This window comes from Streptomyces sp. JH002, from assembly GCF_050916115.1.
GTDB classification, from domain to species: domain Bacteria; phylum Actinomycetota; class Actinomycetes; order Streptomycetales; family Streptomycetaceae; genus Streptomyces; species Streptomyces xiamenensis.
In genome coordinates, this window is the sequence record NZ_CP087989.1 from 5,120,998 (window position 1) to 5,138,693 (window position 17,696).

The window sequence follows — 17,696 nt, forward strand, 5'->3', positions numbered from 1 at the left end:
CATTCTTCACGCCCCCGGTCCCGGCCGTCACCGGCCGGCGGTGTCCTGCGGGTCGATCTCGCGGAGCAGACCCGAGGTCACGTCGAACACAAATCCGCGTACGTCATCAGTGTGCAAGAGGAACGGCGAGGTCCGCACGCGTGCCATCGACTGGCGTACGTCCTGGTCCAGATCGGTGAACGACTCGACGGCCCAGCTCGGCTTCTGACCCACTTCCAGCTCCAGCTCGTGCCGGAACTCCTCGGTGAGTTGCAGCAGGCCACAGCCGGTGTGGTGGATGAGGACGACGGAACGGGTGCCGAGACCGCGCTGAGAGATGGTCAGCGAGCGGATGATGTCCTCGGTGACCACGCCGCCCGCGTTGCGGATCGTGTGACAGTCGCCCAGATCCAGGCCGAGCGCGGCGTGCAGATCGAGACGGGCGTCCATGCAGGCGACAATCGCCACTTTCCGCACGGGGCGGGCGTCCATCCCGGGATCGGTGAACGTCGTGGCGTACTGCTGATTGGCTGAGACCAATTCATCTGTGACCGATTTTGCCATGCCCCGACGGTATTACGCGGCGCCCGCTCACGGATACCGGAGCCCGTCCGTGAGACCGGACGTCACAGCGGAAACGTGTCACACCCGTCCCCGGGGGTGACCGGAGTCACCCCGGGAAGCGCACGGCCGAAACACGAACACACACCCCGAACCTCAATGATTGACCCACCAGGCGTGTGGACTAAGGTGACGCGCACCGGGAGGCGGGCCGGGCCGCCAGAGCCACCGTCTTCGTACCGCACCGCTCACCTCGGAAGGCGCATGACCACCAGCAACGACCGGCCCCCGCACACCCGGCACCGCCCGGTCATGCTCCAGCGCTGCCTCGACCTGCTCGCCCCCGCGCTCGACGCGCCCGGCGCCACCGTCGTGGACTGCACCCTGGGCCTGGGCGGCCACAGCGAGGCGCTGCTCGGTGCCTTCCCGCAGGTCAGGCTCATCGGCCTGGACCGCGACACGCGCGCCCTGGAGCTGGCCGGCGCCCGGCTCGCCCCGTACGGCGACCGCGCCACCCTGGTGCACGCGGTGTACGACGAACTCCCCGCCGTCCTCGCCCGGCTCGGCACCCCGCGGGTCGCCGGCGTCCTCTTCGACCTGGGCGTCTCCTCCATGCAGCTGGACGAGGCCGATCGCGGCTTCGCCTACTCCCAGGACGCCCCGCTGGACATGCGGATGGACCAGACCACCGGGCTCAGCGCCGCCGAGGTGCTGAACACCTATCCGCCCGGTGAACTCGTCCGCATCCTGCGCGCCTACGGCGAGGAGAAGTTCGCCCGCAAGATCGTCGAGGCCGTCGTCGCCGAACGGGCGAAGCAGCCGCTGACCTCCAGCGCCCGCCTGGTCACCCTCATCCGCGACGCCCTGCCGCAGGCCGCCAAGCGCACCGGTGGCAACCCGGCCAAGCGCACCTTCCAGGCGCTGCGCATCGAGGTCAACGGCGAGCTGTCCGTCCTGGAGCGCGCCATGCCCGCCGCCGTCGACGCCCTGGCGGTCGGCGGCCGGATCGCGGTGCTCTCCTACCACTCGCTGGAGGACCGCCTGGTCAAGCGGGTGCTGGCGGACGGCGCCCGCAGCACGGCTCCGGCCGGTCTGCCCGTGGTCCCCGAGGAGTACCAGCCACGGCTGAAGCTGCTCACCCGGGGCGCCGAACTGCCCACCGACGAGGAGATCGCCGAGAACAAGCGGGCCGCACCCGCCCGGCTGCGCGGCGCCGAGCGGGTGCGGGAGCGGGTGCGGTGAGCCCGAAACGGCGCGAGCCGGGCCCGCAGACCCGCATCGCCCGGCTGACGGGTCTGGTGCCGGCGGGCCGCGGCTCCGCCGCCCGTACGCCGTTCGTGCTGCTGATCGTCCTGCTGCTGGGCGCCGGGATGCTCGCTCTGCTGCTGCTGAACGCCTCGCTCAACCAGGGCTCCTTCGAACTGAGCGAGCTCCGCCGGCACACCCAGGAACTCACCGACGAACAGCAGGCGCTGCAGGCCGAGGTGGACGCCTTCTCGGCGCCCGGCGCGCTGTCCGAACGCGCCCGTGAACTGGGCCTCGTCCCGGCCGGGCCGCCCGCATTCCTGGACCGCGACGGCACCGTGACCGGCGAGCCCTCGCCGGCCCCGGAACCGCCACCGGACCCCGAGGAGTCCGACACCACGGACGGTACGGACGGCACGGACCCGGCGGACACCCCGGAGACCCCGGAGACCCCGCAGGACCCGGACACCCCGCAGGACCCGGACACCCCGCAGGACCCGGACACCCCGGACGGGACCGACCCGACGGACGAGAGCGGCCCGGCGGACGCCGGACCGGACGGCAGCGAGGACGGCGCCGCGGCCGGGACACCGGACACGGACCCGGTGGACCCCGCCGACCCGGCGGCGCCCGAGGAGGAGACGGACCAGTGAGCGGATCGGCCGGCAACCGCGGCGGGGGAACCCGGCCCCCCGCCCCCCGTCGCCCCCGGAAGCCCGGCGGCTCCCGCGGCGGCCACCCCCGCCCCGCCACCGTGCGCCCCAGGCTGCGGCTCGTCAGCCTCGGCCTCGCCCTCGTCATGGTGGCCTTCACCGTGCGGCTGCTCCAGGTCCAGGCCGTGGACGCCGCCACCTACACCGACAAGGCCGCCGTCAACCGCTACGTCACCGTGCCGCTCGCCGCCCAGCGCGGCGACATCACCGACCGCAACGGCACCGCGCTGGCCACCACCGTCGACGCGTACGACATCACCGCCGACCCCTTCCTGTTCACCGAGGAACAGACCGGCGTCCCCGACGCCCCCGCCCAGGCCGCCGCCCTGCTCGCCCCCATCCTCGACCGCGACGAGGACACCCTGACCGCCCTGCTGTCCGAGCCCGGCTCCCGGTACGCCGTGCTCGCCCGCAAGCAGACCCCGCAGATCTGGCGGCAGATCAAGGACCTGCGCGGCAACCTCAGCGAGGCCGCGGCCAAGGGCACCGGCGACCAGGTCCTCTCCGGCGTCTTCGCCGAGAAGAACGCCAAGCGCGTCTACCCGGGCGGTGACCTGGCCGCGGCCACCCTCGGCTTCGTCAACGCCGAAGGTGTCGGCGGCGGCGGCCTGGAGGCCCAGCTCAACACCGCGCTGGCCGGCGAGGACGGCACCATCACCTACGCCCAGTCGGGTGGCCGCCGGGTGCCCACCGCCGGTTCCCAGGAGCAGCCCGCCGTCCCGGGCACCGACATCGAGCTGACCATCGACCGCGACATCCAGTGGGCCGCGCAGAACGCCATCAGCCGGCAGGTCGAGGAGTCCAAGGCCGACGACGGCTACGTCATCGTCCTGGACACCACCACCGGCGAGATCCTCGCGCTGGCCGGGGCCCCCGGTTACGACCCCAACGACCTCTCCTCGGTCACCAGCAGCGACATCCTGCGCAACGCCGCCCTGCTGGACGCCTACGAGCCGGGCTCCACCCTCAAGGTCGCCACCATGGCCGCCGTCCTCGAGGAGGGCGTCGCCACCCCCGGCACCCACGTCACGGTCCCCAACCGGCTGCCGCGCGCCGACCGCAACTTCGCCGACGACCACGACCACGAGACGTACTACCTCACCCTGGCCGGTGTGCTCGCCCGGTCCAGCAACATCGGCACCATCCTCGCCGCCGAGGAACTGGGCGACACCCAGCCCGAGGCGAACGAGGTCCTGCACTCCTACCTCACCCGCTTCGGCTTCGGCCGGCCCACCGGGCTCGGCTTCCCCGGCGAGACCTCCGGCATCCTCGCCGCCCCCGGGGACTGGAACACCTCGCAGCAGTACACGATCCCCTTCGGCCAGGGCATGTCCGTCAACGCCCTCCAGGCCGCCTCGGTGTACTCCACCGTCGCCAACGGCGGCGAGCGCATCGCCCCCACCCTGATCCGCGGCTACACCGGCCCCGACGGCACCTACGAGCCCTCCCCCGAGCCCGCCCGCGAGCGGGTGATCAGCGAGGAGACGGCGGCCACCCTCGGCGAAATACTGGAGACCGTCGTCACCGCCCCCGAGGGCACCGGCAGCGCCGCCCAGATCCCCGGCTACCGGGTGGCGGGCAAGACCGGTACCTCCAACCGGGTGGATCCGCTCACCGGCCGCTACTCCGGCTACACCGCGTCGTTCGCGGGCTTCGCGCCCGCCGACAACCCCCGCATCACGGTCTACTGCGCCGTGCAGAACCCCACCAAAGGCAGTTACAACGGCAGCAAGGTGTGCGGACCGGTCTTCAACGAGGTCATGGACTTCTCCCTGAAGGCGCTCCAGGTCCCGCCCACCGGCACGGACTTTCCGGGCCTTCCCGTCACGTTCGACCCCAACGACTGACCGAAGCGGAGAGCAAGCACGTGAGAACGATCACCGAGGGCGAAGGAAACGCCCCGCTGGGCGCGGCATCCGGCCGCACCTCACTTCGCGGCACCCCCACCACGCCGGGTACGCTCACCGCCGTGCCCCACGCTGATCTCACCCCGTCGGCGCCGCCCCGCCCGGCACGGGTCTCCCCCGTACCGCTGGCGCAGCTGGCCGGGCTGCTGGGGGTCGCCGAACCCGCCGCCGCGCACGCCGGTGCCGCCGTCACCGGCATCACCCACGACTCGCGCGCCGCCCTCCCGGGTGACATCTACGCCGCGCTGCCCGGCGCCCGCTTCCACGGCGCCGACTTCTGCGCCCAGGCCGCGAGCCGCGGCGCGGTGGCCGTACTCACCGATCCCACCGGCGTCGAACGCGCTGCCGCCGCCGGGCTGCCCGTCCTCACGGTGCCCGACCCCCGCACCCGGATGGGTCAGCTGGCCGCCACCATTTACGGCGAGCCCGGCGCCGGGCTGCTGAAGATCGGCATCACCGGCACCTCCGGCAAGACCACCACCGCCTACCTGGTGGAGGGCGGCCTGCGCGCGGTGGCCAAGGAGGGCGAGCCGACCGGGCTGATCGGCACGGTCGAGACCCGCATCGGGGACCAGCGGGTGAAGTCCGAGCGCACCACCCCGGAGGCCACCGAGCTGCAGGGACTGTTCGCCGTGATGCGCGAACGCGGAGTGACCTCGCTCGCCATGGAGGTCTCCAGCCACGCGCTGGTGATGGGCCGGGTGGACGGCGTCGTCTTCGACGTGGCGGTCTTCAACAACCTCAGCCCCGAGCACCTCGACTTCCACCCCGACATGGCCGACTACTACGCCGCCAAGGCGCAGCTGTTCACCAAGGCCAGGGCCCAGGCCGGGGTCGTCAACATCGACGACGAGTACGGCCGCCGCCTCGCCGGTGAGGCCGAGATCCCGATCACCACCTTCTCCGCCGAGGGCCACCCGGACGCCGACTGGCGCGCCGGGGACGTCACCCTGGGCCCGCTCGGCTCCACCTTCACCGCCATCGGGCCCGGCGGGGTACGGGTGTCCGCCACCGCGCCGCTGCCCGGCCCGTTCAACGTCGCCAACACCCTCGGTGCCATCGCCGCCCTGGCCGTGGCCGGCATCGACCCGGTCACCGCGGCCGGCGGCATCGCCACCGTCCCCGGCGTCCCGGGGCGCCTGGAGCGGGTGGACGCGGGGCAGCCCTACCTCGCCGTCGTGGACTACGCGCACAAGCCGGACGCCGTCGAATCGGTGCTGTACGCCCTGCGCAAGGTCACCGAGGGCAAGGTGCACGCCGTGCTGGGCTGCGGCGGCGACCGCGACCCGCACAAGCGGCCCGCGATGGGCGCCGCGCTCGCCCGGCTCGCCGACACCGCCGTGCTCACCTCCGACAACCCGCGCTCCGAGGACCCGCTGGCCATCCTCGCCGCGATGCTCGCCGGCGCCGCCGAGGTGCCCGTTCACGAGCGCGGCACCGTCCTCCTGGAGGAGGACCGCGCCGCCGCCATCGCCCTGGCCGTCGCCCGCGCCGAGGCGGGCGACACCGTCCTGGTGGCCGGCAAGGGCCACGAGCTGGGCCAGGACATCGCCGGAGTCATCCGGCCCTTCGACGACCGAACCGAACTGCGTGCCGCCATCGAGCGGGCCGCGGTTGCCCATCCGCCCTCACGCCACAACGCCACGCGAGGCCCACTGAAGTGATCCCTCTTCCCGTTGCTGAGCTCGTCACGGTCGTACGGGGCACCCCGCACGACATACCGGAGCCGCCACCTCCCGTCACCGGGCCCGTGGTCATCGACTCCAGGGAGGCCGTCCCCGGCGCCCTGTTCGCCGCCCTGCCGGGCGACCGCGTCGACGGCCACGACTTCGCCGACCGGGCGGTCGCCGCCGGCGCGGCCGTCGTCCTGGCCACCCGCCGCCTCGGCGCCGGGGTCCCCACGATCGTGGTCGACGACGTCACCGAAGCGCTGGGTGCCCTCGCCCAGCACACGGTGCGCCGGCTCGGTACCCCGGTCATCGCCCTCACCGGCTCCTCCGGCAAGACGAGCACCAAGGACCTCACCGCCCAGCTGCTGGAGCGCGTGGGCCCCACGGTCTACACCGCCGAATCGTTCAACAACGAGATCGGCCTGCCGCTGACCGCGCTGCGCCTGACCGGGGAAACCCGTCATCTCCTGCTGGAGATGGGCGCCCGCGGGATCGGCCACATCCGCTATCTCACGACGCTGGCCCCGCCCACCATCGGCATGGTGCTGAACGTGGGCACCGCCCACCTGGGCGAGTTCGGCAGCCGGGAGGCGATCGCGCAGGCCAAGGGCGAGATCGTCGAAGGGCTGCCGCCGGCCGAGGAGGGCGGGGTGGCGATTCTCAACGCCGACGACCCCCTGGTGCGCGCGATGAGCGAGCGCACCCGCGCCCGTACCGTGTTCTTCGGGGAGGCCGAAGAGGCGGACATCCGCGCCGAAGACGTCCATCTGACCCCTCAGGGACGCCCCGCGTTCCGCCTCAAGACCCCCACCGGGTGCGCCGACGTGACCATGCGGTTGTACGGTGAGCACCATGTGTCGAACGCGCTTGCCGCTGCGGCTGTTGCGCATGAGGTAGGCATGTCCGCTGCGGAGATCGCTCAAACGCTTTCCGCCGCGGGCCCGCTCTCGAAGTGGCGGATGGAGGTCACCGAGCGAGCGGACGGCGTGACGATCGTCAACGACGCCTACAACGCCAACCCGGATTCCATGCGGGCCGCCCTGCGCGCACTCGCCGCCATGGGCGGCGCCGCCGGAGCCGGGGGTGGCCGTACGTGGGCGGTGCTCGGCGCCATGGCCGAGCTGGGGGACGACGCGCTCGCCGAGCACGACGCCGTCGGACGGCTCGCCGTCCGGCTCAACGTCAGCAAGCTTGTGTCCGTGGGCGGTCAAGAGGCCGCCTGGCTGGACATGGGCGCCAAGAACGAGGGTTCGTGGGGTGAGGAGTCGGTGCACGTGTCCGACGCTTCGGCAGCGGTGGAGCTGCTGCGCGGTCAGTTGCGGCCGGGAGATGTGGTGTTGGTGAAGGCGTCCAGGTCGGTGGGCCTGGAGCAGGTCGCCATCGCACTGGCCGGCGACGTCGACGGCGTTGGTGAGGTCGCCGCCCGATGAGGCAGATCCTCTTCTCCGGTGCCATCGGGCTGTTCCTCACGCTGATCGGCACCCCGCTCCTGATCAAGCTGCTCGCCCGCAAGGGCTACGGCCAGTTCATCCGGGACGACGGCCCACGCGGCCACGCCGGCAAGCGCGGCACCCCCACCATGGGCGGTATCGCGTTCATCCTGGCCACCCTGATCGCGTACGCCGCGACCAAGATCATGACCAGCTCCGCGCCCACCATCACCGGGCTGCTGGTGCTGTTCCTGTTCGCCGGGATGGGCCTGGTCGGCTTCCTCGACGACTACATCAAGATCGTCAAGCAGCGCTCGCTCGGTCTGCGGGCCGGCGCCAAGATGCTCGGCCAGTTCTTCGTCGGTATCGCCTTCGCGATCCTCGCGCTGAACTTCTCCGACTCGCGCGGCCTGACCCCCGGCTCCACGCACCTGTCCTTCACCCAGGACTTCGGCTGGTCCATCGGCCCGGTGCTGTTCGTGCTGTGGGCGCTGTTCATGATCCTTGCGATGTCCAACGGCGTGAACCTGACCGACGGCCTGGACGGCCTGGCCACCGGTGCCTCGGTGATGGTCTTCGGCGCCTATGTCTTCATCGGCGTGTGGCAGTACGGCCAGACCTGCGCCAACGAGCTGACCGCCGGGGCCACCTGTTACGAGGTGCGCGACCCGCTGGACACCGCCGTGGTCGCCGCCGCCATGATGGGCGCCCTGTTCGGCTTCCTGTGGTGGAACACCTCGCCCGCCAAGATCTTCATGGGCGACACCGGCTCGCTGGCCCTGGGCGGCGCCCTGGCCGGTCTGGCCATCGTCTCCCGCACCCAGCTGCTGGTGGCCCTGCTCGGCGGTCTGTTCGTCCTGATCACCATGTCCGTGGTGATCCAGGTCGGCTCCTTCCGGCTCACCGGACGCCGGGTGTTCAAGATGGCACCGCTCCAGCACCACTTCGAACTGAAGGGGTGGAGCGAGGTTCTGGTCGTGGTCCGATTCTGGATCATCCAGGGCATCTGCGTGATCGTCGGTATCGGAGTCTTCTACGGCGGATGGGTGGCGGACTGGTGAGCGAGTTCTCCGGGCAGCGGATCACCGTCGCCGGACTCGGCGTGAGCGGCATCTCCGCCGCCCGCGCCCTGGCCGGCCTCGGCGCCCGCGTCACGGTGGTCGACGGCGGTGACGGCGAGCGGCAGCGCGGCGCCGCCGCCGAGCTGGAACGGGCCCACACCGGCATCACGGTGCGGCTCGGCGACGGCGCCACCCTCCCGGAGGGCACGGACCTGGTGGTCACCTCGCCCGGCTGGCGGCCGGACAGCGCGCTGTTCGCCGCCGCCGGGTCGGCCGGGGTCGAGGTCGTCGGCGACGTCGAGATCGCCTGGCGGCTGCGCGGCCCCGACGCCCCGCCGTGGCTGGCCGTCACCGGCACCAACGGCAAGACCACCACCGTACAAATGCTCGCCGCCATCCTCACGGCGGCGGGCCTGCGCACGGCGGCGGTCGGCAACATCGGCACCCCGATCATCGACGTGGTGCTCTCCGGCGAGCCGTACGACGTGCTCGCCGTCGAACTCTCCAGCTACCAGCTGCACTGGGCGCCCTCGGTGCGCCCGCACTCGGCCGCGGTGCTCAACCTCGCCCCCGACCACCTCGACTGGCACGGCTCGATGGCCGGCTACGCCGCCGACAAGGGCCGGATCTACGAGGGCAACACCGTCGCCTGCGTCTACAACGCGGCCGACCCCGCCACCGAGGACCTGGTCCGCGAGGCGGACGTGGTCGAGGGCTGCCGCGCCATCGGCTTCACCCTGGGAACCCCCGGGCCCTCCCAGCTGGGCGTGGTGGACGGCATCCTGGTCGACCGCGCCTTCATCCCCCAGCGCCACCGGCAGGCCCAGGAGCTGGCCGAGGTCACCGATGTGACCCCGGCCGCCCCGCACAACATCGCCAACGCGCTGGCGGCGGCGGCCCTGGCCCGCGCCTACGGCGTCGAACCCAAGGCGGTACGGGACGGGCTGCGCGCCTTCACCCCCGACGCGCACCGCATCGCGCACGTCGCGGACGTGGCGGGCGTCTCCTACGTGAACGACTCGAAGGCCACCAACACCCACGCCGCCCAGGCCTCGCTGGCCGCCTACGAGTCCATCGTGTGGATCGCCGGCGGCCTGGCCAAGGGCGCCACCTTCGACGACCTGGTCAAGACGGCCGCCGGCCGGCTGCGCGGCGCCGTACTGATCGGCGCCGACCGGCAGCTGATCGCCGACGCCCTGGCGCGACACGCGCCGGATGTCCCGGTCGTCGGCCTCGACCGGACCGACACTGAAGCGATGGCCGCCGCCGTACGGGAGGCGACCGCGCTCGCCCGTCCCGGCGACACCGTCCTGATGGCCCCGGCCTGTGCGTCGATGGACATGTTCACCAACTACAACGAGCGCGGCGAGGCGTTCGCGGCGGCCGTCGCGGACCTGACCGACTGACCCCGCCACCTCCGGCCGCCGGCGGGACACCGAGGAGGGGACGGAGCGATGACGCCCTGCCTGCCGTCGAGGGCGGAGCACAGACCCCCCGGGCACCGGCCGGCCGCCACCCGCCGGGAGACCGCCGCCCACCCGCGCCCCGTTCTCCCGGCACCGGCCGCGCGGACGTTTCCGTACCGCCGTGTCGCGACGGCCGCCGGTGCGGCCATGATGTTCCGTCCAGGTGCCGGAGAGCGGTGGGGGAGAGCATGAGACGTACGGGTGCTGATGGGTCGGGTGGCCGGCGCTGGCTGCCGGCGGCCGTGCTGCCCGCCGTGGCACCGGCCGGAGCCGAAGGGCTCGTGCTGCGCGAGGCGCGCGGCCGGACGCCGTCGGCCCGGGGAAAGGTGGCCCCGGCCCCGCGCCGGTCCCCGGCCGCCGCGTCCCGGACGAAGGCCGCGCCCGCCGCGGCCAGGAAGCGTGCCCCCAGGCCGCCTTCACGGCCCTCCAGAGCGCCGCGCACGCCGCGCTTCGTACGCCGCCTCCGGCGCACCTGGGACCGGCCGCTGACGGCCTATTACGTGCTGCTCGGCACGGGGCTGCTGCTGGCCTTCCTCGGCCTGGTGATGGTCTTCTCGGCCTCCCAGATCCAGGCGTTGCGCTGGGGGCTGCCCGCCACGTACTACTTCCACAAGCAACTGCTGGCCTTCGCCGGCGGCGCGGTGCTGCTGATCCTCGCCATGCGGATGCCGATCCGGCTGCTGCGCGCGCTGACCTATCCGTTCCTCGCCGTCACCGTCGGCCTGCTCGTCCTCGTCCAGGTGCCCGGCATCGGCGTCGAGGTGAACGGCAACACCAACTGGCTTGACCTGGTGGGCGGGTTCCGCCTCCAGCCCAGCGAGTTCGCCAAACTCGCCCTGGTGCTGTGGGGCGCCGATCTGCTCGCGCGCAAGGGGGACAGGGCGCTGCTCGGCCAGATCCGGCACCTGCTCATCCCGCTGATCCCCGGCGCGCTGCTCGTCTACGGCCTGGTGATGCTGGGCGGTGACATGGGCACCGTGGTCATCCTCACGATGATCCTCTTCGCCCTGCTGTGGCTGGCCGGCGCCCCCACCCGGCTGTTCACCGGCGTGCTGGCCACCGCCGCCGGTCTCGCGGCGCTGTTCATGGCCGCCGCCCCGCACCGCATGGACCGGCTCGCCTGCGTCGGCGCCACCGAGCCGGGCGACGGCGACCGCTGCTGGCAGGCCGTGCACGGCATCTACGCCCTCGCCAGCGGCGGCTGGTTCGGCTCGGGGCTGGGCGCCAGTGTGGAGAAATGGGGTGAACTCCCCGAGCCCCACACGGACTTCATCTTCGCCATCACGGGGGAGGAGCTCGGTCTTGCGGGGACGCTGTCGGTGCTCGGTCTGTTCGCGGCTCTAGGCTATGCGGGTATCCGCGTGGCCGGACGCACGGAGGACCCCTTCGTGAGGTATGCCGCGGGCGGGGTGACAGCCTGGATCATGACCCAGGTCGTGGTGAACATCGGCGCGGTGCTGGGACTGCTTCCCATCGCCGGGGTGCCCCTCCCGCTGTTCTCGTACGGGGGGTCCGCCCTGCTGTCCACCATGTTCGCGGTCGGGCTGCTGATCGCCTTCGCGCGCAGCGACCCCGCCGCCGGGGCGGCCCTGGCCATGCGGAAACCTGGGCTCATTGGTAAGTCGATGAGACGGCGCGCGAAGAAGGCGCCGTCCGGAGAGCGGTGAAATTCGGTGCATGTTGTACTCGCCGGCGGGGGGACCGCCGGTCACATCGAGCCCGCGCTCGCCCTCGCGGACGCCCTGCGCAGGCAGGACCCGACCGTGGGGATCACGGCCCTCGGCACGGAGCGCGGCCTGGAGACCAGGCTGGTGCCCGAGCGTGGCTACGAACTCGGCCTGATCCCGGCCGTACCGCTGCCGCGCAAGCCGACCCCCGAGCTGATCACCGTCCCCGGGCGGCTGCGCGGAACGGTCAAGGCCGCCGAGGAGATCCTGGAGCGCACCAAGGCGGACTGCGTGGTGGGCTTCGGCGGCTACGTGGCCCTGCCGGGTTACCTGGCGGCCAAGCGGCAGCGGGTGCCGATCGTGGTCCACGAGGCCAACGCGCGTCCCGGACTCGCCAACAAGATCGGCGCCCGGTACACGAAGTTCGTCGCCGTCTCCACTCCGGACAGCAAGCTGCGGCACGCCCGCTACGTGGGCATCCCGCTGCGCCGTTCGATCGCGACCCTGGACCGGATGGCGGTACGGGCCGAGGCGCGTGCCGCGTTCGGGCTCGACCCCAATCTGCCCACCCTGCTGGTGTCGGGCGGTTCGCAGGGCGCGCGGCGCCTGAACGAGGTCGTCCAGGCCTCGGTGACGGTCCTTCAGCGCTCCGGGGTGCAGATCCTGCACGCGGTCGGTCCGAAGAACGACCTGCCGCAGGTGGAGACGATGCCCGGGATGCCGCCGTACGTCCCGGTACCGTATGTGGACCGCATGGACCTCGCGTACGCGGCGGCCGACATGATGCTGTGCCGCGCGGGCGCGATGACCGTCGCCGAACTGTCGGCCGTCGGGCTGCCGGCCGCCTACGTCCCGCTGCCGATCGGCAACGGCGAACAGCGGCTGAACGCCCAGCCGCTGGTGAAGGCGGGCGGTGGACTGATCGTGGACGACGCGGAGCTGACGCCGGAGTGGGTCAAGGGCAACGTCCTGCCGGTGCTGACCGATCCGGGTCGGCTGCTGGCGATGTCCAGGGCGGCCAGTGAGTTCGGCCGGCCGGACGCCGACGATCTGCTCGTCGGCATGGTGCACGAGGCGATCGCGGCCCGCAAGTCGTAGCGGGCGGCTGAGGAAGGCGAGGGAGCGTGGCCGGAGCCGGCAGCGTCGCCCAGCGGCGACAGGTGAAGGCACCGCCCGGGGCCGGGCAGCGCCCGCCGGGCCGTCGGCTGCTGCCGCGCTCCCGGATCCTGTCGGCGCTGCTGCTGGTGGCGGCCGTCGGGCTGGCCGGCTTCGGCGCCTGGGCGCTGTACGGTTCGCAGTGGCTGCGCATCGAGAAGGTGTCGGTGAGCTGGGAGCCGGAGAGCCGACGGGAACTGACCGGCGATCAGGTGCTGTCGGTGGCCGCGGTTCCGCTGGGCGCGCCGATGGCCTCGCTGGACAAGGACGCCATCGAGGCGCGGCTGCTCGCCGAACTGCCCCGGCTGAAGTCGGTGCGGGTGGTCCGCGCCTGGCCGCACGGGGTGGGTCTGAAACTCACCGAGCGCGAGCCGCAGGCCCAGCTTCCGGCGCCGGGCGGCTATGCCGAGGTGGACGACGAGGGCGTGCGGTTCGCGGAGATCGCCGAGCCGCTGCCCTCCGTACCGCTGCTGGAGCTGGACATGGAGGACAGCCCCAGCGCCCGCCGGTTCGGTGAGGAGCGCACGCTGCGCGACGCGGTGGCGGTGGCGTCGGCGCTGCCCGGGCCGCTGGCCGGGGAGACCTCGGTGATCCGGATCGCGTCCTACGACGCCATCACCCTTGAACTATCAGATGATCGCACCGTGCGCTGGGGGAGTCCGGAGGACTCCCCGGCGAAGGCGGAAGCGCTGACCATACTGATGAAAGCGGCCCCGGACGCCCGGCACTTCGATGTGAGCGTGCCCAGCGCCCCGGCCGCGTCGGGGGGTTGACGATGGATACCTGGTTCGCCGCACCAAGCGTGATCACATAGGGTGAAAAGAAAAACGGGAGGTTCGGCGTGTTCGTTGAACGCGTACCACATGTCGACTTAGTGTCCGTTCCGAGCAATCCAAGGAACGACCAGCACAGCTAACCCTAAACTTGAGCGTTAGGGTCGGGTCGGCTTTCCCAAACCGTCCCATCGGCATCCTTCGGCGCACCGCTGCATCCGCGGAGCGGCGATACGTAATCGAGGCGAGAGGCCTTCGACGTGGCAGCACCGCAGAACTACCTCGCAGTCATCAAGGTCGTCGGTATCGGCGGCGGTGGCGTCAACGCCATCAACCGGATGATCGAGGTCGGTCTCAAAGGCGTCGAGTTCATCGCGATCAACACCGATGCGCAGGCGCTGCTGATGAGCGACGCCGACGTCAAACTCGACGTCGGCCGTGAGCTCACCCGTGGCCTGGGCGCCGGAGCCGACCCGGAGGTGGGCCGCAAGGCCGCCGAGGATCACCGCGAGGAGATCGAGGAGGTCCTCAAGGGGGCCGACATGGTCTTCGTCACCGCGGGCGAGGGCGGCGGCACCGGCACCGGCGGCGCGCCGGTGGTCGCGAACATCGCCCGTACCCTCGGCGCCCTGACCATCGGCGTGGTCACCCGGCCCTTCACCTTCGAGGGCCGCCGCCGCGCCAACCAGGCCGAGGACGGCATCGCCCAGCTGCGCGACGAGGTCGACACCCTCATCGTCATCCCCAACGACCGCCTGCTGTCCATCTCGGACCGCCAGGTCAGCGTCCTGGACGCCTTCAAGTCCGCGGACCAGGTCCTGCTGTCGGGTGTGCAGGGCATCACCGACCTCATCACCACCCCCGGCCTGATCAACCTGGACTTCGCCGACGTCAAGTCCGTGATGTCGGAGGCCGGCTCCGCCCTGATGGGCATCGGCTCGGCGCGCGGCGACGACCGCGCGGTGGCCGCCGCCGAGATGGCGATCTCCTCCCCGCTGCTGGAAGCCTCCATCGACGGGGCGCGCGGGGTGCTGCTGTCCATCTCCGGCGGTTCCGACCTCGGTCTGTTCGAGATCAACGAGGCCGCCCAGCTGGTGAGCGAGGCCGCCCACCCCGAGGCCAACATCATCTTCGGCGCGGTCATCGACGACGCGCTGGGCGACGAGGTCCGGGTCACCGTCATCGCGGCCGGGTTCGACGGCGGCCAGCCGCCGGCCCGCAGCCGGGACCGGGTGCTCGGCTCGTACAGCGCCAAGGAGGAGACGCCGGCGCCGGCGGCCAAGGACCGCGGCACGGACGGCGACGGTGAGCGCCCCTCCTTCGGAGGGCTCGGCACCCTGCCCTCCCGTGAGCCGGCCGAGCGTGAGACGCCCGCGGTCGCCGAGCCGGTCGCCGAACGGCCCGAGACGACGACCCCGCTCAGCCCCCAGGTGCCCTCGGCCCGCCCGTACGACGGCGGTCAGGCCGAGGAGCTCGACGTCCCCGACTTCCTCAAGTGATCATTTCCTGACGTGATAGACCGACAGAGCATGGCGAGCGGCGCGCATTTCGCCTTCACCAACCGGTGGGGCGGGGTGAGCGCCGCTCCGTATGACACGCTCAATCTGGGCGGCGCGGTCGGTGACGACAGCGCCGCTGTCGAGGCCAACCGGGCGCGCGCGGCGGCCGATCTGGGTCTTGATCCGGCCGCGGTGTGCTGGATGACGCAGGTGCACGGCCGGGAGGTCGCGGTCGCCGAGGGCCCGTGGCCCGGTGGACTGGCCCCCCGCGCGGACGGGCTGGTGACCGCCCGGCGCGGTCTGGCCCTCGCGGTGCTCACCGCCGACTGCACCCCCGTTCTGCTGGCCGACGCCACCGCCGGAGTGGTCGGCGCGGCGCACGCCGGGCGGCCGGGGCTCGCTCTGGGGGTGGTGCCGGCCACCATCGAGGCGATGGTGGCGCTGGGCGCCGAGCCGGAGCGGATCACCGCCAGGACCGGACCCGCGGTGTGCGGCCCCTGTTACGAGGTGCCGGCCGCGATGCGTGACGAGGTCGAGGCCGCGGTGCCGGGCAGTGGCTGCTTCACCCGGAGCGGTACTCCCGGGATCGACATCGGTGAGGGCGTGCGCCGGCAGCTGGCGGGTGTTGGGGTCACCGACTTCCTGCTTTCCCCGGTGTGCACGCTGGAGTCCGCCGACCACTACTCCTACCGCCGGGACCGGACCACCGGACGGCAGGCCAGCTATGTATGGGTGTCCCCCCTATGAGTGAGCGCGAGCAGGAACTGAGGTCGGGGCTCGCCCGGGTGGAGGAGCGCATTGTCCGCGCGTGTGGTGCGGCGGGGCGCGCGCGGGAGGACGTCACGCTGGTGGTGGTGACCAAGACCTACCCGGTGGAGGATGTGCGGCTGCTGGCGGGCCTGGGAATCCGGCATTTCGCGGAAAACCGGGACCAAGAGGCGGCGCAGAAGGCGGCGGCCTGCGCGGATCTTTCACTGAACTGGCACTTTGTGGGTCAGTTGCAGACCAATAAGGTCCGTTCGGTGGCCGGATATGCCGATTATGTGCATTCGGTGGATCGGGTGCGGCTGGTCGGCGCGCTCTCCTCGGCGGTGGCCACCGCCGGGCGCCCGCCGTTGCAGGTACTGGTTCAGGTCGCCCTGGAGAAGGAATCCGGACAGGGTGCGGGCCGGGGCGGGGTAGCGCCGGAGGGCGTGGAGGAGTTGGCGCACGCGGTGGCGGACGCCCCCGGCCTGGAGCTCGCCGGACTCATGACGGTCGCCCCGCTGAGTGGGGCGTACGCCGGGCGCCCGGCGTACGCCTTTGAACGGCTGTGGGAAATCTCAAGGGACCTGCGCGCCACCCATCCTGCTGCCACCATGGTTTCGGCGGGTATGAGCGCCGACCTTGAGGAGGCGATCGGGGCGGGGGCGACACACGTACGCGTCGGCAGTGCGGTACTCGGAGTCCGCCCCGCCCTCGGGTAACGTCGCCAAACGAGTCGGAACACTGCCGAAAATATGGTCATTCCCGATACATTCGGGCACAGTGACGTGGATTGACGGCCCATCCGGGGCGGTGCCGATCCACCAGAGAGCGGAGGATCCAGTCGATGGCTGGCGCGATGCGCAAGATGGCGGTCTACCTCGGCCTCGTGGAGGACGACGGCTACGACCGCCCGGGGTACGGCCCCGACGACGATTTCGAACCCGAGCCCGAGCCGGAGCGCGCACGGCGCCAGCAGGCGCACGAACCGCCGCCCCGGGAGCGGGTGGAGGAGCCGGTGCGGGTGGTGCATCCGCCGGCCCAGCGGGAGAGTGAACCGGCCCCGGCGCCCCTCCTGTCGGAAAACAGACGACCTGGGAGGATCGCTCCCGTGTCTTCCATCACATCCGAACGACCCCACGTCGAGAAGAGCGCACCGGTGATCATGCCCAAGGTCGTGTCCGAGCGGGAGCCGTATCGCATCACCACGCTGCACCCGCGCACCTACAACGAAGCCCGTACGATCGGGGAACACTTCCGCGAGGGAACCCCGGTGATCATGAACCTCACGGAGATGGACGACACGGACGCGAAGCGACTTGTCGACTTTGCCGCTGGCTTGGTCTTCGGTCTGCATGGCAGCATCGAGCGCGTGACGCAGAAGGTCTTCCTTCTGTCGCCTGCTAACGTCGATGTAACGGCGGAGGACAAGGCCCGGATCGCTGAGGGCGGGTTCTTCAACCAGAGCTGACACGACAGCAACCGGACGAGAGCGAACCCGGCCAACCGGCCGGGCAGGGCAGGGGAGAGGGACACCCAGGATGGGCATCGTACGAGACGTGATCCTGATCGCCTTGTATTGCGTCCTCGGACTTCTGCTCTTCCGGCTGGTGATGGACTACGTCTTCATGTTCGCGCGCTCATGGCAGCCCGGACGGGCGATGGTCGTCGCCCTGGAGGCCACCTACACTGTCACCGATCCGCCGCTGAAGGCGCTGCGGAAGGTGATTCCTCCGCTGCGCTTCGGGGGTGTGGCGCTTGATCTGTCCTTCTTCGTACTCATGATCATCGTCTACATCCTGATCAACGTCGTGGCCGGGCTGTGA

16 protein-coding genes are annotated in these 17,696 nt (G+C 71.7%); 15 read left to right on the forward strand and 1 reads right to left on the reverse strand.

The features are described 5' to 3' along the window. Positions 1 to 27: 27 nt before the first annotated feature. Positions 28 to 543: a beta-class carbonic anhydrase gene (locus tag H7827_RS23550; protein ID WP_043177952.1), complete on the reverse strand. Its 516-nt coding sequence runs from the start codon at positions 541 to 543 to the stop codon at positions 28 to 30. A 261-nt stretch (positions 544 to 804) separates the two neighbouring features. Here H7827_RS23550 and rsmH point away from each other — a divergent pair, with 261 nt between their 5' ends. The 15 genes from rsmH to H7827_RS23625 all read left to right on the forward strand — a co-directional run bounded on the left by rsmH (position 805) and on the right by H7827_RS23625 (position 17,696). After that, complete coding sequence (gene rsmH, locus H7827_RS23555) at positions 805 to 1,782, forward strand: 16S rRNA (cytosine(1402)-N(4))-methyltransferase RsmH (RefSeq protein WP_432747263.1); 978 nt, start codon at positions 805 to 807, stop codon at positions 1,780 to 1,782. Then, positions 1,779 to 2,438 carry a septum formation initiator gene (locus H7827_RS23560; protein ID WP_432747265.1) on the forward strand — a complete coding sequence of 220 codons (660 nt, stop codon included), beginning with the start codon at positions 1,779 to 1,781 and terminating at the stop codon, positions 2,436 to 2,438. Before rsmH ends, H7827_RS23560 begins: the two co-directional genes overlap by 4 nt. Beyond that, a complete protein-coding gene (locus H7827_RS23565) occupies positions 2,435 to 4,345 on the forward strand; it encodes a peptidoglycan D,D-transpeptidase FtsI family protein (RefSeq protein WP_432747266.1) in 1,911 nt (636 codons plus the stop codon). The genes H7827_RS23560 and H7827_RS23565 overlap by 4 nt, the downstream gene beginning before the upstream one ends. 20 nt (positions 4,346 to 4,365) lie before the next feature. Further along, positions 4,366 to 6,069: a UDP-N-acetylmuramoyl-L-alanyl-D-glutamate--2,6-diaminopimelate ligase gene (locus tag H7827_RS23570; RefSeq protein ID WP_432747267.1), complete on the forward strand. Its 1,704-nt coding sequence runs from the start codon at positions 4,366 to 4,368 to the stop codon at positions 6,067 to 6,069. Further along, positions 6,066 to 7,505, forward strand: coding sequence for a UDP-N-acetylmuramoyl-tripeptide--D-alanyl-D-alanine ligase (locus H7827_RS23575; RefSeq protein WP_432747268.1), 1,440 nt, complete (start codon positions 6,066 to 6,068; stop codon positions 7,503 to 7,505). Before H7827_RS23570 ends, H7827_RS23575 begins: the two co-directional genes overlap by 4 nt. Then, entirely contained in the window at positions 7,502 to 8,566 is a 1,065-nt protein-coding gene (gene mraY, locus H7827_RS23580; RefSeq protein WP_200367900.1) for a phospho-N-acetylmuramoyl-pentapeptide-transferase, read from the forward strand. Before H7827_RS23575 ends, mraY begins: the two co-directional genes overlap by 4 nt. Then, a complete protein-coding gene (murD, locus tag H7827_RS23585; RefSeq protein WP_200367902.1) occupies positions 8,548 to 9,972 on the forward strand; it encodes a UDP-N-acetylmuramoyl-L-alanine--D-glutamate ligase in 1,425 nt (474 codons plus the stop codon). The genes mraY and murD overlap by 19 nt, the downstream gene beginning before the upstream one ends. 248 nt (positions 9,973 to 10,220) lie before the next feature. Then, complete coding sequence (gene ftsW, locus H7827_RS23590) at positions 10,221 to 11,699, forward strand: putative lipid II flippase FtsW (RefSeq protein ID WP_386541852.1); 1,479 nt, start codon at positions 10,221 to 10,223, stop codon at positions 11,697 to 11,699. A gap of 6 nt (positions 11,700 to 11,705) precedes the next feature. Next, a complete protein-coding gene (gene murG, locus H7827_RS23595) occupies positions 11,706 to 12,797 on the forward strand; it encodes an undecaprenyldiphospho-muramoylpentapeptide beta-N-acetylglucosaminyltransferase (RefSeq protein WP_432747269.1) in 1,092 nt (363 codons plus the stop codon). A gap of 26 nt (positions 12,798 to 12,823) precedes the next feature. Beyond that, positions 12,824 to 13,627, forward strand: a complete 804-nt coding sequence (locus tag H7827_RS23600; RefSeq protein WP_386541851.1) for a cell division protein FtsQ/DivIB — start codon at positions 12,824 to 12,826, stop codon at positions 13,625 to 13,627. Positions 13,628 to 13,887: 260 nt separating this feature from the next. After that, complete coding sequence (gene ftsZ, locus H7827_RS23605) at positions 13,888 to 15,126, forward strand: cell division protein FtsZ (RefSeq protein WP_432747270.1); 1,239 nt, start codon at positions 13,888 to 13,890, stop codon at positions 15,124 to 15,126. Positions 15,127 to 15,156: 30 nt separating this feature from the next. After that, entirely contained in the window at positions 15,157 to 15,873 is a 717-nt protein-coding gene (gene pgeF / locus H7827_RS23610; protein ID WP_432748044.1) for a peptidoglycan editing factor PgeF, read from the forward strand. Next, positions 15,870 to 16,592: a YggS family pyridoxal phosphate-dependent enzyme gene (locus tag H7827_RS23615; RefSeq protein ID WP_432747271.1), complete on the forward strand. Its 723-nt coding sequence runs from the start codon at positions 15,870 to 15,872 to the stop codon at positions 16,590 to 16,592. Before pgeF ends, H7827_RS23615 begins: the two co-directional genes overlap by 4 nt. A gap of 125 nt (positions 16,593 to 16,717) precedes the next feature. Beyond that, complete coding sequence (locus tag H7827_RS23620; RefSeq protein WP_386541846.1) at positions 16,718 to 17,341, forward strand: cell division protein SepF; 624 nt, start codon at positions 16,718 to 16,720, stop codon at positions 17,339 to 17,341. A 70-nt stretch (positions 17,342 to 17,411) separates the two neighbouring features. After that, positions 17,412 to 17,696, forward strand: coding sequence for a YggT family protein (locus tag H7827_RS23625; protein WP_019433675.1), 285 nt, complete (start codon positions 17,412 to 17,414; stop codon positions 17,694 to 17,696).